The sequence below is a fragment of the Stutzerimonas stutzeri genome, assembly GCF_000952685.1.
Classification (GTDB): domain Bacteria; phylum Pseudomonadota; class Gammaproteobacteria; order Pseudomonadales; family Pseudomonadaceae; genus Stutzerimonas; species Stutzerimonas stutzeri_E.
The window spans coordinates 1-16,317 of record NZ_JYHV01000015.1 but is presented as its reverse complement, the minus strand read 5'-3'; the positions used below and the strand labels follow the sequence as shown (position 1 = coordinate 16,317).

Below are 16,317 nucleotides of genomic sequence, written 5' to 3'. Positions count from 1 at the left end.
GGTCACCCCCCTGAATCAAGGCTCCCAAAAATGAATCCTCGACGGTACTGATGATTTGTCAGCCAAAGCAGGCGTTTATATTAGGCAAACAGTAAGGGGTGAGGCAGCACAGTGCCCCCTGGCGCAGCACTTGGGCGATGGCGAAGAAGTCGGGGGTTGGATTGATCCAGACGAACGAAGGCTGGCCCGCACAACACGAGCTAGCAGGCTATTGAAAAACGTAGGCGGCGACTGCATGGATACAGGAGGTAGAGCGAAGCAGGAAGCCGAGCCGAGGCAGCCAGTGGGTCAGGCTGGCTTATCAGTCGGTCTGCGCCAGCAGCTCACGCATCCAGGAGAGAAACTTCAGCAAGGGCTCCGACGGTCTCATATTACGTGGCCAGGTCAGGTAATAGCTTTCACCGGTCTTGCAGGTATGTTCGAACGGTGCGATGAAACTACCGTTCTTGAGCTGTCGCTCGACGAAGGCCTTGACCGCGATAGCCACCCCCATATTCATCGACGCGGCCTCATAGGCTAGCGCCGAATTATCGAAGCGAACCCCTGAGTCGGCATCGACTCTGGTATTGATCGATGCAAGCCAGCTTGCCCAGTCGTTCGGACGCGCCATGGAATGCAGCAGACGCGCGCGGGCGAGATCCCGAGGTGATTCCAGCTTCGCAGTCTCCATCAGCGTCGAGGAGCATATGGGTATGAGTTCGATATCGACGAGTTTTTCCGCATGCAGATCAGGCCAGTCACCACGTCCCGAGCGAATCGATGCATCGATGTTCTGCGTTTCGAAATCCACTGGTGCAAGGGAAGACGAAAGCCTGATCTCGATCGACTCGTGGGCATCATGGAAATTGGCCAGCCTAGGAATCAGCCAGCGCTGCGAAAACGTCGTATAGGACTGTATGGAGAGAATATCCCGTCGCCCTCTGCGCGACACTTTGCGCGCCGCACTGCTGATGTCCTGAAACGCTCGACTGATCCCCTCGTAGAGCTCCTTGCCCTCGCGCGTCAGCTCGATCCCTCTGTGCAGGCGTCGAAACAGAGCCACCCCGAAGTACTCCTCGAGCACCCGCACTTGCCGACTGACGGCAACCTGCGAGACGTTCAGCTCCTCGGCAGCGCTCGTCAAACTGCAGAGCCGGGCGGCGGCCTCGAAGGCTCTCAAGGGATTCAACGGAGGAAGGGGGTATTTCATGGGATCACCGTAATCACGCGAAAAAGCACCAGCCGCGGCCAGACAAAGGCCGCTCGACTGGTGCATGGGGTGTCAGAGAAGACTTAGCGGATAACTGATGATAACGCGGGCGTCGTTGGCGTCACGCGCGAAGTCAGATCTATAGGTTGCGCTGCGCAGGCGCACGCCCAAGCCCTTGAAGCTGCCGCTTTGGAACACGTACTGCAGTTCGACATCCAGTTCGCGTTCACTACCTGAGTCGGTCCCCCCCACATCCGCTCCGCTACCACGCAGGTAGCGGGTCATGAAGGTGAGACCAGGAATTCCCACCTTGGCCAGGTCGTAGCCGTAACGCAGTTGCCAAGAGCGCTCATCCTTCTCGGCGAAATCGCCAAGCTGGACGAAGTTGACCAGATAGGGATTCGCGCCTGCGACATAGGGGAAAGCCGAGTTGCCTGACATCACTTGGTAACCCGCGCCCAGCGAATGACCGTTGAGCTTGTAGGTGCCCATGGCGCTGACCGCGCGGTTGTCGATGGCACCACCATGAGCGTTACCCTCGTCGTCGCTCAGAAAAAGGCGGATATCGCTGTTGAACGCGCCCCAGTCGCCCTTGCGTTGATCACTGAGCCCAACGAACTGCTGCCGATAGATATTCTCAAAGCGAGCGAATTGGTAGCTGAGGTCGGTATTTTCCAGGACCCGGTAGCTGAGCCCGAACAGGTCGAAGTCACCTCCGTCCCGAGAACCGCTGAAACGACGATTCTTATTATTCAGCATCAAGCCTTCGTCGCTGGTCTGATCGCGCTGCACGACGCGCTGAATCTGCGCGCCAGTAAGCTCCAGCCCCTGCAGCTCCCGCACTTGCAGCTGCATCCCCTCGAAGGTCTGCGGCAGCAGACGACCATCGTTGGCCTGCAACGTCGGCCACTTGGGAATTAGCGTGCCCACCCTGAGCTCGCTGTTGGACGCTCGCAGCTTGAGGGTCGCCCCGGCCTTCGAGTAGTCGTCAGGTACGTCACCATCGTCTTCCACCGGCAGAAGCCCCGTACCGGCCCGGCCACGCCCCGAGTCGAGCTTTATACCAAGCATGCCGATGGCGTCAATGCCAACACCGACGGCACCCGGGGTATAACCTGACTCGTAGCGCAGGATAAAACCTTGGCCCCACTCTTCACGCTTCGACTGACCACTTCCCTCCCTGAAATCTCGGTTCATGTAGAAATTGCGCAGATCCAGCGATGCTTTGCTGTCTTCCAGAAAGCCTTCTGCAAATGCCGAAGGCAGCATGACTGCAAACCCTGCTCCAACGACGTACAGAGACATGTGTTTTATTGTTTTCATTGCAAGTACCTGGTTAAAGGCCGGACACCGCAGCCAAGCGTGGGGCCGGTCGAGGGTGGGCGAAGCAGGACTTGGAAATCACCAGGCAAGCCGGCCCCCTGCGCACTAACTTTGCGCCAGCAAGATGAGCGACTAGAGATGACCCAAGCGAGTCCGATTTAAATAGGAGAACGTGCTACTGGAAGCTATTCATCCGCAGATGATGTGCCTTGGGTTGTACAGGGTATTGGACATGACTGTGCAGGCACGGCGTCTTGAACTTGGCAGGTAGGCATCGGATAAATGAGCGTTACCGAGAACTGCCCTGCTGAGACGGCAAAAGAGGGAATTTTCATATAGACCTACTTGTTGTTATGAGTCTGAAATGAACACCCTTCGATTATGCAAGCACAATTTTCATGTTCAACCGAGCCGTTCCACTGCTTGGAACAGGAAGCACTGGCCAGCAGGTCACGCCCTCCTCCGTAAGGGGCCGGAGCAACTAACATACCGGCGGCAATCGACGATGACAGAGCGCTTACGTCGCGGTTGCGTTACCTGGGCAGCAGGCCGAAAATCGGCGCCTGCAGGAACCGCCAATGGCCTCAGTCGGGCAAGGACAATCGCGCGAACGCCAGCATTCGAGTCATACGTTGTAAATGGGCATTGCGAGGGCCAAGGCAATGATCGACCCGCAACTTCAGGAACTACGGTTAAAAGGCAAAGAAGCGATGCCATCGGCACTTCCCGGTCAAGGGAAATCAACGCCGAATCGCTCTCTCGAGCGTGGCCTGGATTTGTTGAGAGCCTTTCGCCCGGGTTGTGAATATCTGACCAATGGAGACTTGAGCGAAAGGACTGGCCTCTCCAAGTCGACCGTCAGTCGCCTGACACAAACGCTGGTGCGTTCAGGCTTTCTCGATTACGACCTCATCAGTGGCGCCTACCGACTGGCCCCCTCTCTGCTCAGCCTGGCACACACCCTGCATCACGGAAGCACGCTGATACGAGTGGCGGAGCCATTGATGCGCGAAGTCGCCAGACAACATCAGGTGAACGTTGGCTTGGCCGCTGCCGATGGCGATGAGATGGTCTATCTGGAATCGATCAGACTGAGCACACGCAAATCTCCGCGCAGTGTCGGTACAGGGCAGCGCCTACCCATAGAGCTGACCGCTCTTGGACGTGCCTACCTGTCAGCCGAGAATGAGGTTCGCCGCAATACGCTACTGCAACATTTCCAAACGCGGCGCTGCGCCTCTCGCTGGACGGACCTGAGCAGGGAGATCGAGGATGCCATGCGCAGCGTCGAGCGCCATGGCTATTGCGCAGCATCCTGGCAACCGCAGGTGATATCGATAGCCGCGCCTCTCAATCTCCCCTCCTATCGCGCCCACGCATTGAATATCAGCCTGTCGACCCGTGAAAACATCGACAAGGTCATTGCGAGCTATTCGGGCCCGCTGATCGAACTGGCCGATACCATCAGGAGCCAGTTGAGCGAACAAAGTGATTCATAAGGGGCCAACCAGCCAGGACTTAGCGCTGACGGCCCGGCACTCAGGATGCGCCTTTTGATTCAAAGCGCCGCGCCACTGCGATGAACCAGTGAACGCCTGGCATGAATATGCAGATCCGCACGATCTGAAACGAAACGATGATAGCTACGCTGTAGCCAAGGAACTGCGCGGTCAGCGCCATTTCAGTGACCCCTCCGGGCGCAGCGCTGAGCACCATGACCTCCCAGGGAAGCCCAGTCAGGCCTGCAACCGCCACAGCCATCATGCTGGTCAGGAGAAGGAATAACAGCATGGACAGGATGATGCAGAACGTCAGCTTCATCTCCAGAAACAGCTCCTTGGTGAACACCGATCCCAGCCAGGTACCCAGAACAACCTGAGCGATGGCCAACACTAGCGCGGGATAAGGCGCAACATGCAAGCCACTGCTGGACACAGCGGCGGAAATCAGCAGCGCGCCGAAGAAGTACGGGTTCGGCAATCTCAGCCATTTGAACAGCACGGCACCCGCCAGGGCGGAAACTGCCAGCAGTGCGACACCGCCGATATCGAGCGCACCGACCACGCCCAGAGTACGGTCGGCATTTCCCGGCCAGCCATCCACCACATACAGAGCGATGGGAATGATCACCACGACGCTCGCGATTCTGATGGTTTGCGACAGCACCACCACTCCCCGATCCAGGCCGAACCGTTCAGCGATCACGGCTGCCTCGACCGGGCTGGTGGGGATGGTGCAGAGCAATGCGGTCGAGTAATCGAGACGAGTAAAGCGTTTGAGCAGCAATGAGACGAACAGCGCACAGAGCCCGGTAAGCAGGGCGAGGCCGACGATCTCGGGCCCCATTTCGAGGATGACCACCAAGGCGTCCGGGGTAAATGCCAGGCCTACGGTTGAGGCAATGATCATCTGGCCATAAGGTCGAGTTTTCGCCGAAATAGCCGTCTTCATCACACCGCTCATATACAGCGCAGCCGTCAGCAGCAAAGGCCCGATCATGTACGGCAACGGCATGCCGATTTCCACAAACACCCGGCCCATTGCAAAACAGAGCCCATATAGCAAAAGCAACCGGACAAGGCCGGAAAGATCCATAGCCATCATGAAACCCTTAACCATCAACCGGCACCATCAGCAATCGCCAGAATCGGCGAGAATCACAGCGCCGCCCCAGTGAAAGTACATGCCGGAAAGGAAACAGCCCGGAACGACAAGCCATGGCAGGCTTGCCGTTTCGGGCCATGAAGTACCACGCTCTAACCCCGTTCAGCCAGGCGCTCGCACGGGACGAGGTCGAGCGCCTTATCCGCCGAAACTTCCGGTCCTGGGAGTCCACCGTCATGCGAGACGCTGGCGGGTGAACCTGCCGCGCACGAATTTCAAAGCAGGCAATGCGAAGGAAATCACGGCAACCGCCAGCAGGATCAGCGTCAGCGGGCTGCTGTAGAACACCGAATAATCACCATTGGAAATGACCAACGCCCGACGGAAATTGGTTTCGAGCATTTCCCCCAGCACCAAGGCCAGAATGATGGGCGCGAGGGGGATGTCCAGCTTGCGCAGGATATAACCGAGCACGCCGAAGGCCAGGGTGAGATAGACCGGGAACATTGAGTTCTCGGAGGCGTAAGCCCCCATCAGACAGATGGTGGCTACCGTCGCGGCGACAGCCGGGCGCGGAATGTCCGCCACCTTCGCCCAGTACTTCGCCCCCGCCAGGCCGACGAAGATCATTACCGGCACACTGACCCACAGGGCCGCGATGACGGTGTAGGGAATCTCCGGATTGGTGGTGAACAGCAACGGTCCCGGCTGAATACCATGGATCATCAACGCGCCGATCATGATGGCGGTTGTCGGGGAACCTGGGATGCCCAGCGCTAAGAGCGGTGCTAGTGCGCCAGATACCGCGGCATTGTTGGCCGACTCCGATGCGGCGATCCCCTCGACGCTGCCCTTGCCAAATTGCTCGGGCGTTTTCGAGGTTTTCTTCGAAACGGCGTACGCCACAAAAGAAGCAATGGAAGCGCCAGCACCTGGGATCACTCCGATGACGTAGCCAAGAACGGAGCTCCTCAACAGGTTATATTTCAATTTACCGAAGGTTTTTAAGGGAACCGCAAGTATCCCTGTCATCGGGTGACTTTTAGTCTTGCCGGAAGCTCCAGCTTCTACCATGAAGAGCACTTCAGAAAGCGCAAACAATCCCAACAGCACAGGCACTAGGTGGAACCCTTCAAAAAACTCAGGGTTAGGGCTAAAACGCGGGATACCCGTCTGGGTATCCAGCCCAACTGTTGCCAGAGCAAGACCAATGCCCATTGCAATAGCACCTTTGGCCGCAGAACCATTGGAGAGCGTAGAGACAAGGCTCAACCCTAGAATCGCTAGCGCAAAATAAGCTGTAGGCCCGAAATTGAGTGCGAATTCGGAAAGCGGAACTGCGGTCACCAGCAACAGGAATGCGCTGATAAAAATACCAAGGCCGGATGAGATGATAGATATATTTAGCGCTACACCAGCCTTTCCTTGCTGGGTCAGCGGAAAGCCATCCCAGGACGTGGCCACTGCAGCTGCAGTTCCGGGGGAGTTGATAAGAATCGCGGAAATCGCCCCACCATATTCGGCAGCCGCATAAAGAGAGATCAGCGTCACGATCGACACCAACGGATCGAGGCTGTAGGTGAAGGGAATCAGCAAGGCCACGCCGAGGCTCGGGCCCAAGCCGGGTAGCGCACCAATCATGTAGCCCAGCAGCGCACCGACAATCAGGCCGACCAGCACCAACGGGTCGCCAAAGGCCGAAAACCCGATCAGGATATTTTCAAACATGGGGTTACCTCAAGAAAAGCTGACGCCGAGAGCCAGGACGAAGACCGCATACAACCCCAGGCTCAAGCCCAGGGAAACGGCAATGATCTGCATTGGTCGACGCTCACCCGCGGCGAGCATGGTCAGCGCAGCGAGCAGAGCGACGCCGACGAGGGGCCCCAGCCTGTCCAAGTAGGTGCCGATACCCAGCAGTACCAGCACGGCCAACAGGACTGACAGAGGGCGACAAGTCGTGACCACTGGGTGGGCCGAGCGCCGCGCGCACTTGACCACCCCGACACCTAGCATCAGCGCGACAGCGACCAGGCTTACAACGGCGATGATCACGGGAAACTCACCGACACCTATTCCATTGGGGTTCATCGGTCCAGGTAGTTGCATGGCATGCCAGCCATACAGCCCAAAGACGCCCAACAGAACAATACCGACAAGAACATCCAACACGCCCGCTGGGGCTTTGACGACAGGCTCCGCCTTGCGCGCTCCCGCCGTCGAGTCCTTAGTTTCTGCTGAGGTCGTAGACGCACTCGATGTGTTCATTTTGTACTTCCTCTCACCGCGAACCGAGATCGCGGATTTTCGCGCCTGCCAGTGGCGCGGTTGTTTTTATTGTTTGGGGTTGTCTACTTCCTGATGCCAGCAGGCATATTCCTGCTCTGCTTCAGCGGTAGATTCGATAACCGGCAGTTCTCAACCCATCTCTCGTACTGCGTCTTCACTATGACCGAACGCGCAGCCCCCCTGAACTGAGTATTTATTTGGCCTAGAGCAGCAGGTTGTTTGTCATGCACCACCGCTGATCCAGCTGAATAAGCCGCAAGCCCAGCAAACACGGCACCTTAAAGCAGGTGCCTGGCAATCTCGCGACTCACGTCACCCTCGAAGCCCCAACCGCGGCCTGACGATCCCGCAGAACATCCCAACGTTTTGTTAGACCAATCGACATCTTTAGTCATTTGAACAGCCGCCAGGTTGATCGAAGAATGCCAAATAGGATGACGGGCGAACTAAACGCTCCATTCACGCCTGCAGTCGCCCAACCGCAATCAGCCTGCCTAGTGCCAGGCAAAACTCGATCGGTTTATTTAATTACAAGAGATCCAATAATGAGCCAGAACACTCTTATCAACTTTCAACAGGAAAACGGCATTGCTGTCCTGACCCTCAACCGACCAGAAAAACGCAATGCGATGAGCGACGCCATGCGCGCCGAACTGGTTCAGTTGCTGGAGAAGTTGCGCAGCGATCGCAGCGTTCGAGCGCTCATCATCACTGGCACCGGCAAAGGATTCTGCGCAGGCGGTGATATTTCCGGAATGAAGGCGCGCATGGAGGCCGATCCTGCCGTCGTTGGTTTCAACGGTTGGGAGCGCCAGCAAGGCGTGCACTATGCCGCCAGCCTCCTGCTCAACCTGCCCATTCCCACCATCGCGGCAGTCAATGGCGCGGCAGCCGGCCTTGGCGCCGATCTCGCTCTGTCCTGCGACTTCGTCGTGGCTGCCCGTCCGGCCACCTTTACTTGGGCTTACATCGCGCGCGGCCTGATACCCGACGGTGGCGGCTTGTACTTCCTGCCGCGCCGTGTCGGCTTGGCGCGGGCCAAGGCGCTGATCTTCAGTGGCCGCCGTGTCGCCTCCGAAGAAGCGCTCGAACTGGGTATCGCAGACCGCCTCTGTGAGGCCGACGACCTGCTGAGCACCGCCATGGCCATGGCTGACGAGATGAGCCGCGGCTCGCGCACTGCCACTGCCCTGACCAAGTCCATCATCAACCGCAGCTACGAGATGTCTGAACACCAGGTGTTCGCCGAGGGCAGCAAGGCCCAGGGTATCTGCTACACCTCGCAGGAACACCGCACCTCGGTGCAGGCCTTCCTCGACAGTGCTAAGGAGGCCGGCAAATGAAACAGCTCGATGCCTTGCTCAACCCGAAAAGCGTCGCCGTCATCGGCGCCTCGGCGGACGTCAACAAAACCTCGGGACGCCCGGTTTCCTATCTGCTCAAGCACGGCTTCGAGGGCGCCATCTACCCGGTCAACCCGAAAGCCAGCGAGATCCAGGGGCTGCGCTGCTACGCCAGCATCGAGGAACTGCCGCAGGCCCCTGATGTTGGCCTGGTGCTGCTCAGCGCCAAGCGCAGCATCGATGCCGTGCGCTCGCTGGCCAAGATCGGCTGCAAGGCGGCGGTGGTGCTGGCCAGCGGTTTTGCCGAAGCCGGTGAAGGCGGCCTGAACCTGCAGGAGGAGCTAAAAGCCGCCGCCGGGTCGATGCGCATTCTCGGCCCCAACACCATTGGTCTGGTCAACCTGTCCGCCCGTATCCCGCTGTCCGCCAGCGGCGCCCTGGAGATCAGCGACCTGCCCGCCGGCCATGTCGCAGTGGTTTCGCAGAGCGGCGGCATTCTCGGCGCCCTGCTCTCTCGTGCCGCCGGTCGCGGCATCGGCCTCTCGTCGCTGATCTCCACCAGCAACGAGGTGGATCTGGAAGTCAGCGACTTCATCGAATATCTGGTAGATGACGACAACACCAAGGTCATCGCGCTCTACCTGGAAAGCGTGCGCAACCCGCAGCGCTTCCGTGAAGTGGCGCTGCGCGCCCGCGCGGCGGGCAAACCGCTGGTGGTGTTCAAGATCGGCCGCTCCGAAGCCGGTGCCAGCGCCGCCAGCTCCCATACTGGCGCATTGGCCGGCGAAGACCGCGTCTACGATGCCTTCTTCCGCGAGCTGGGAGTGATCCGCGCCAACACCTTCGATGAATTCCTCGACATCCCCGCCGTACTGGTCGCCGGGCGCCGCCTGGCTGGCCGCCGCGTGGCCATCCTGACCTCCACTGGCGGCGCTGGCACGCTGATCGCCGACAGCCTGGGCATGAACCATTTCGACACCCCGGCCCCGGATGCCGCCACCGCCGAGAAGCTGCGCGCCCTGCAGGGCGACACCCCCACTGCGCTCGACCGCAACCCGATCGACGTGACCCTGGCCGGCCTGCAACCCGACCTGCTGCGCCAGGCGATCCGCACCCTGCTGGCCAGCGACAGCTACGACGCCTTGGTGGTGATCATCGGCTCCTCGGGTCTGGCCATGCCGGATCTGGTCGTCAACGCCATCCAGGATTGCCTGGATACCAATGACAAACCCGTGCTGGCCTACGTCAGCCCCCATGCACCGGAAACGCTCAAGCGCCTCAATCTCGCCGGCATTCCGGGCTTCAGCTCGCCGGAAAGCTGCAGCGCCGTGCTCGCTGCCCTCGACCTTATCGCGCAGCCGCTGACCTGCGTCGAAGCGGCGCCGAGCATGCAGCTCCCCGAGGCGGCCACGCAGGCCCAAGGTTCGCTCGACGAGGCTGCCGCCAAGGCGCTGTTCAGCCAGGTGGGGCTTCGAGTACCGCAAAGCCGTGTGGTCAGCAGCCGTGAGCAAGCCGTTCAGGCCGCTCGCGAAATGGAGCAGCCGGTGGTACTCAAGGTGCTGGACGCCAAGCTGCTGCACAAGAGCGATATCGGCGGCGTGGCCCTGCAGCAGACGGCAGAAACCATCGGCGCGCGCTTCGACAAGATGATCACGGAAGTGGCCAGCCACGTCGGCTACCGCCCGGATCGCTTCCTCGTCGAAGCCATGGTCGCTGGCGGTCACGAGCTGATTCTCGGCGCCAACCGCGATGCCCTGGGCACCACCATTCTCCTTGGGGCCGGCGGCGTCACCGCCGAGCTGTACAAGGACACCGCGCTGCGCATGCTGCCCGAACAGGGTGGCCTGACGCTGGAACAGGCCCGCTCGATGATGCAGCAACTGATCACCTGGCCATTGCTCGACGGCTATCGAGGCTCCAAACGCCGCGATACCCAAGCATTGGCCCAGGCCATCGTCGATTTCTCCGCACTGGTCGCCGCCTTTGGCGAGCGCCTGGTGACGGCTGAAATCAACCCGCTGTTCGTCCTGCCCGAAGGCCAGGGCGTGGTGGCGGCCGATGCCGTACTGGTGCTGGAGCAGGCAGACGAAACCCAGGCCAGCGGAGAACGACGCTATGGCTGAGGCCCCGAGCAACGGCCAGGTTCACCTGGCCTACGAGGGGGAGATCGCCGTGATCACCCTCGACAACCCGCCCGTAAACAGCAGCACCGACGCGGTCAGAAGAGGCATCCTCCACGCGCTGGCGAGCCTGGATATGGCGCAGGCCCGTGCGGTGCTGCTGACCGGCGCCGGGCGTAACCTGATGGCTGGCGCCGACCTGCGCGAGCTGGAGAACGAGCCGACCGAGCCCACCCTGCCCCAGGTGACGGCGGCCCTGGAAGCCTGCCCCCTGCCGGTGATCGCCGTGATCAAGGGCCACACCCTGGGTGGTGGTCTGGAACTGGCCCTGGCCTGCGATGCCCGCCTGGCCACGGCCAATGCCAACCTGGGCCTGCCGGAAGTCACGGTGGGCATCATCCCCGGTGCCGGCGGCACCCAGCGCCTGCCCCGCGCAGTCGGCATGGGCACGGCCCTGGAGATGATAGTGACCGGCAAGCCGATCAACGCCGGCAAGGCCCTGGAACTGGGCCTGGTGGATCATCTGCTGAGCGCCAGCGACGAAGCCGAGCAACATGCCGAAGCACTGGCCTTTGCCCGAAGCTACCAGGGCGGCAAGCGGCCACTGAGTGCGCGCCCCGTGGCCGCCGAGGACAAGACCGCCCTGCATACGCGAGCTCAGAAGCTGGTGTCCGGCGCACGCGGCCTGCCGGCGGCAACGGTTGCCGCCGAGGTGGTTCTGGCTGCGGATGAGAGGATCTTTGCGCAGGCAATCGGCAAAGAGCGCGCCGCCTTTCTCGCCCTGCGCGGCAGCCAAGCGGCCCAGGCCCTGCGCTACCTGTTCTTCGCCGAGCGCGCCGAGCCCTATGTCCCGGCGCAACCGACAGAAGCACGGGTACTGGAACGGATAGCGGTGATCGGTGCCGGCACCATGGGCAGCGGTATCGCGCTGTGCGCACTGCAGGCCGGCTGCACGGTGGATCTGCTCGAACTGAATGCGCAAGCACTCGCAACAGGCGTCAAGCGCATCGAAGACGAACTGGCGCGCGACGTCGAGCGCCAGCGCCTGAGTGCCGACAAGCGCGATGCCATCCTCGCTCGCCTCACGGCCAGTCAGGACATCCAGACCGTCGCCAGGGCCGACCTGGTGGTCGAAGCGATCATCGAAGACATGGCGGCCAAGCAAGCACTGTTCCAGCAACTCGCCGAACAGGTGAGCAGCGACACCCTGCTGGCGACCAACACCTCTTATCTCGATATCGACGCGATCGCCGAAGGCATTCCTCACCCCGAGCGCGTACTCGGCCTGCATTTCTTCAGCCCGGCACACCGCATGGCCCTGCTGGAAGTGGTGCGCGGCAGTGCGACCGGCGAGCAAGCGTTGTGCGCGGCGCTGAAATTCGCCGAGCGCCTGAAGAAGAAAGCCATCGTCGTCGGCAACGCCTGGGGCTTCGTCGGTAACCGGCTGTACGCCGCCTACCGCCGCCAGTGCGAGTTCATGCTCGAAGAAGGCGCCAGCCCTGAGCAGATCGACGCAGCCTTGGAGCAATACGGCTTCGCCATGGGCCCGTTCAAGGTGGCTGACATGTCGGGCCTGGATATCGCCTGGCGGATGCGCCAGCAGACCGCCGCCACGCGGCACCTGCGTCGCTACGTCGGCATCCCGGACCTGCTCTGCGAAGCCGGTCGTCTGGGCCGCAAGACGGCCAAGGGTTACTACCGCTATGGCGAAGACAGCAAGCCCCAGAGCGACAGCGCGGTTGCCGAGCTCATCGCCGGCTATCGCTGTGAAAAAGGCATCGAAGCCAAAGCCTTCAGTGCTGAAGATATACAGCAGCGCGCTGTGCTGGCACTGATCAACGAAGCCCTGCTGCTGCTCGCGCAAGGCGTCTGCCAGCGCCCGGAGGATATCGATATCGCCCTCGTCCACGGCTATGGCTTCCCGCGCTGGCGCGGCGGGCCGGTGTTCATCGCCCGTAGCATGGGATCGAGCGAACTGAATGCCGCTCTGGATGGCTTCGTCGAAGCCTCCGGCAAAGGCCAGGAGCGTGGCGATGCCGCCCTGTTGGAAGCTGGCACCAAAGCAGAGAAGGAGTGAGGAAAATGTCAGAAGCTTATATCTGCGATGCGATCCGCACGCCTTTCGGCCGTTTCAATGGCGCGCTGTCCTCGGTTCGCACCGATGACCTGGCCGCGCTGCCCATCGTCGAGCTGATCGCACGCAACCCGGGCCTGGACTGGAGCCTGATCGACGACGTGATCTATGGCTGTGCCAACCAGGCCGGCGAAGACAACCGCAACGTCGCGCGCATGGCTGCGCTGCTGGCGGGCCTGCCGATCTCGGTGCCCGGCGCAACCCTCAACCGCCTGTGCGGCTCCGGCCTCGATGCGGTGGGCAGCGCTGCCCGCGCCCTACGCTGCGGCGAGGCGCAGTTGATGATCGCCGGCGGCGTCGAAAGCATGAGCCGCTCGCCTTACGTGCTGGCCAAGGCGGAGCAGGCCTTCGCACGCGGCCAGCTACTGGAAGACACCACCATCGGCTGGCGCCTGGTCAACCCGAAGATGAAGGAACAGTATGGAGTTGACGCCCTGACCCTGACCGCCGAGAACGTGGCCGAAGAAGAAGGCGTGTCGCGTGCCGATCAAGACGCCTTTGCCCTGCGCAGCCAACAGCGCTGGCAACGCGCCCATGAGGCAGGCTTTTTCGACCGGGAAATCATGCCGCTGACCATCGCCCAGCCGCGCAAACCCGAGCGGATCGTCAGCCAGGACGAGCATCCGCGCCCGGACAGCACGCTCGAAGCGCTCAGCGGCCTGAAGGGCGTGGTCAAGGCCGATGGCACGGTGACCGCCGGCAATTCCTCGGGCATCAACGATGGCGCCTGCGCGCTGCTGATGGCCAGTGGCGAGGCCGTTGACAGGCACGGTCTCAAGCCACGCGCCCGGATCGTGGCCATGGCCACCGCTGGTGTTGCCCCGCGCCTGATGGGCATGGGTCCGGTACCGGCTGTGGAAAAGGTCATGCGCCTGAGCGGCCTGGATATCGGCCAGATGGACGTGATCGAGTTCAACGAGGCCTTCGCCGCACAAGCCATCGCCGTGTGCCGCCGCCTGGGGCTACAGGACGACGACTCGCGGGTCAACCCCAACGGCGGCGCCATCGCCATCGGCCACCCGCTGGGCGCTTCCGGGGCGCGGCTGGTCACCACCGCGCTGAACCAATTGGAGCGCCAGCAGGGCCGCTACGCGTTGTGCAGCATGTGCGTCGGGGTCGGCCAGGGCGTGGCCTTGATCATAGAGCGGATCTGAGAAGCCGGCGGAAACGCCCTTTACCATCCGGCTGCAAGCGCGCTTGCAGCCGGACGTCCCCGGCCTACCAGGAGAGGATCATGAGCTATTTCTTTGAAGCCTCGATCAAGCCTCGCTTCAGCGAGACCGACATGCATGGACACATCAGTAACACCGTAGTACCGGTCTGGCTTGCAGACGGACGTGCAGCGCTATTTCGCGAGAAGCTTGGTTCGAAAGTACCGACGATGGTTGTCAACCTGAACGTAGATTTCAGGCATGAGCTTCATTGGGGATCAATGGTCACAGTACGAACTGCCGTCGAGAGGATCGGCAATAGCTCCATCTGCTTTATTCAAGAGTTGTGGCAAAACGACCGGCTATGTGTGCAGGCGCGCACGACCGTCATAGCTGTGGACGTCGAAACACGACAATCAAAGCGGGTCCCTGACGAGGAACGAACGCTTCTGTCTCCCTATCTACTCAGCGCCCAGCCTACACCTTGATCGCCTCAGGCTTTATAGGCACCTCCAAATCACAAAACATAGCCTTGGTGAACGTCCGCTTCTGGCCGATTCTGTTGAAAAAGTAGCTGCTTCCCCATGCCTTCGGCAAAATTGCTCTGTCAGTGAGCGTGGGGGCGAACAGCATGATGGGACAGTTACCGGGAGGGCAGCAGCGCCTGTTTTACTCGTTCAATCTGGAAGATCACGTCCCGCCCCAACACCTCCTGCGCAGCATCGACCAATGCCTGGATCTCAGTGATCTGCGCGCCTACCTGGCGGATTTCTATAGCCCCATCGGGCGTCCCTCGATTGACCCGGAATTGATGGTGCGTATGCTCGTCGTCGGCTACTGCTATGGCATTCGTTCCGAGCGTCGATTGTGCGAAGAGGTGCACCTGAACCTTGGCTATCGCTGGTTCTGCCGGCTGGGTCTGGAAGACGAAGTACCCAATCACTCGACCTTCTCGAAGAACCGACACGGCCGTTTTCGTGACAGTGGCCTGTTCCGCTGGTTGTTCAATGAGGTGCTGCGCCGCTGCATGGCGGCTGGCCTGGTCAAAGGCGAAGGCTTCGCTGTGGACGCCAGCATCATCAAGGCCGATGCTAGCCGCCAACGTGGCATGGCGGGTAATGAAGTCGATTGGAACGATCCAAAGCTCAGCAGTCGCGCCGTGCGCGAGTACCTCGAAGCCCTTGATGAAGAGGCGCTGGCTGAGGCTCTTCCTAAGAAAATTTCGCTCACCGATCCTCAGTCCCGTTGGACAGCAGCACCAGGCGGCCCGGCCTTCTTTGCCTACTCCACGAATTACCTGATCGACACTGAGCACGGTGTGATCATGGACGTGGAAGCTACCTCGGCGCACCGTACCGCCGAAGTCGATTCGACCAGGACGATGGTCGAGCGTGTCGAAGCGCAGTTCGATCTCACACCGGAACGCCTTATCGGCGATACCGCTTATGGCATCGCCCCGATGCTGGCCTGGATGGTAGAAGAAAAGGACATCGAGCCGCATGTTCCGGTGTGGGACAAGACCGAGCGCAAGGACGACAGCCTCTCCAGTAACGACTTCCACTGGAACCAGGAAGCCAATGAATATCGCTGCCCAGCCGGCAAACCACTACGCAGTGAATGGCGCGCCTTCACCCAGAAAAGATCGCGGGTGACCAAGGCCAACACCATCATTTACCGCTCCAGCCAAACCGACTGCGCCACCTGCTCGTTGAAAGCGAAGTGCTGCCCCAACACGCCGACTCGGAAGATCGTCCGCAGCATCCATGAGGCTGCCCGCGACGTGGCTCGACGTATCGCCAAGACACCGGAATACCTAGTCTCTCGCTGCGAACGAAAGAAGGTGGAAATGCTATTCGCCCACCTCAAGCGGATAATGAAACTTGATCGCTTACGGCTGCGCGGTCTGACGGGTGCGACTGATGAATTCACCCTGGCGGCGACGGTGCAGAACCTGCGCCGCATGGCCAAGCTTTTGCCTCAAGGGCCACCATTAATGGGATAGGTACGCCTGCTGCGAGCAGAAACCCTCAAATTAACCCTCAGAGCTGAGCAATGACGCTCAGCGAAACGCCGAAAGGCAACTTGAAGTGGCTTGCAGCCACTTCGACAGCCGGTACATCCGACCGCCTGGCTGCCGCTAAACCTGCTTTTTCAACAGAATCGG

12 protein-coding genes are annotated in these 16,317 nt (G+C 60.7%); 7 read left to right on the top strand and 5 right to left on the bottom strand.

Annotation, left to right across the window (positions count from 1 at the left end; all coding sequences use genetic code 11):
* Positions 1-301: 301 nt before the first annotated feature.
* Together UF78_RS08770 and UF78_RS08765 are read right to left on the bottom strand one after the other, a co-directional pair.
* Positions 302-1,255, bottom strand: coding sequence for a LysR substrate-binding domain-containing protein (locus tag UF78_RS08770; protein ID WP_230623588.1), 954 nt, complete (start codon positions 1,253-1,255; stop codon positions 302-304).
* A gap of 6 nt (positions 1,256-1,261) precedes the next feature.
* Positions 1,262-2,512 carry an OprD family porin gene (locus tag UF78_RS08765; RefSeq protein ID WP_045161771.1) on the bottom strand — a complete coding sequence of 417 codons (1,251 nt, stop codon included), beginning with the start codon at positions 2,510-2,512 and terminating at the stop codon, positions 1,262-1,264.
* Positions 2,513-3,150: 638 nt separating this feature from the next.
* Between UF78_RS08765 and UF78_RS08760 the strand changes: the two genes are divergently transcribed.
* The gene (locus tag UF78_RS08760) at positions 3,151-4,011 is read left to right on the top strand and encodes an IclR family transcriptional regulator (RefSeq protein ID WP_423831466.1); all 861 of its coding nucleotides are present in this window, start codon (positions 3,151-3,153) and stop codon (positions 4,009-4,011) included.
* Between the two features lie 40 nt (positions 4,012-4,051).
* On the opposite strand, the gene UF78_RS08755 is transcribed toward UF78_RS08760, so the two are convergent.
* The 3 genes from UF78_RS08755 to UF78_RS08745 form a co-directional block, all read right to left on the bottom strand.
* Positions 4,052-5,026 carry an AbrB family transcriptional regulator gene (locus tag UF78_RS08755; protein WP_045161770.1) on the bottom strand — a complete coding sequence of 325 codons (975 nt, stop codon included), beginning with the start codon at positions 5,024-5,026 and terminating at the stop codon, positions 4,052-4,054.
* A 324-nt stretch (positions 5,027-5,350) separates the two neighbouring features.
* On the bottom strand, positions 5,351-6,844 hold the full coding sequence (locus UF78_RS08750) for a tripartite tricarboxylate transporter permease (RefSeq protein ID WP_045161769.1): 1,494 nt from the start codon (positions 6,842-6,844) through the stop codon (positions 5,351-5,353).
* Between the two features lie 9 nt (positions 6,845-6,853).
* On the bottom strand, positions 6,854-7,384 hold the full coding sequence (locus UF78_RS08745; RefSeq protein WP_045161767.1) for a tripartite tricarboxylate transporter TctB family protein: 531 nt from the start codon (positions 7,382-7,384) through the stop codon (positions 6,854-6,856).
* A 566-nt stretch (positions 7,385-7,950) separates the two neighbouring features.
* Here UF78_RS08745 and UF78_RS08740 point away from each other — a divergent pair.
* The 6 genes from UF78_RS08740 (at position 7,951) to UF78_RS08715 (ending at position 16,155) form a co-directional block, all read left to right on the top strand.
* Positions 7,951-8,748, top strand: a complete 798-nt coding sequence (locus UF78_RS08740) for an enoyl-CoA hydratase/isomerase family protein (RefSeq protein ID WP_045161766.1) — start codon at positions 7,951-7,953, stop codon at positions 8,746-8,748.
* Positions 8,745-10,871 (top strand): acetate--CoA ligase family protein, encoded by a 2,127-nt coding sequence (locus UF78_RS08735; protein ID WP_045161765.1) that lies wholly within the window; start codon positions 8,745-8,747, stop codon positions 10,869-10,871. Before UF78_RS08740 ends, UF78_RS08735 begins: the two co-directional genes overlap by 4 nt.
* Positions 10,864-12,945, top strand: a complete 2,082-nt coding sequence (locus tag UF78_RS08730) for a 3-hydroxyacyl-CoA dehydrogenase NAD-binding domain-containing protein (protein WP_045161764.1) — start codon at positions 10,864-10,866, stop codon at positions 12,943-12,945. The genes UF78_RS08735 and UF78_RS08730 overlap by 8 nt, the downstream gene beginning before the upstream one ends.
* A 5-nt stretch (positions 12,946-12,950) precedes the next feature.
* On the top strand, positions 12,951-14,156 hold the full coding sequence (pcaF, locus tag UF78_RS08725) for a 3-oxoadipyl-CoA thiolase (RefSeq protein ID WP_045161763.1): 1,206 nt from the start codon (positions 12,951-12,953) through the stop codon (positions 14,154-14,156).
* 80 nt (positions 14,157-14,236) lie between these two features.
* Entirely contained in the window at positions 14,237-14,641 is a 405-nt protein-coding gene (locus UF78_RS08720) for an acyl-CoA thioesterase (RefSeq protein WP_045161762.1), read from the top strand.
* Positions 14,642-14,784: 143 nt separating this feature from the next.
* Entirely contained in the window at positions 14,785-16,155 is a 1,371-nt protein-coding gene (locus UF78_RS08715; protein ID WP_045161088.1) for an IS1182 family transposase, read from the top strand.
* Positions 16,156-16,317: the final 162 nt, after the last annotated feature.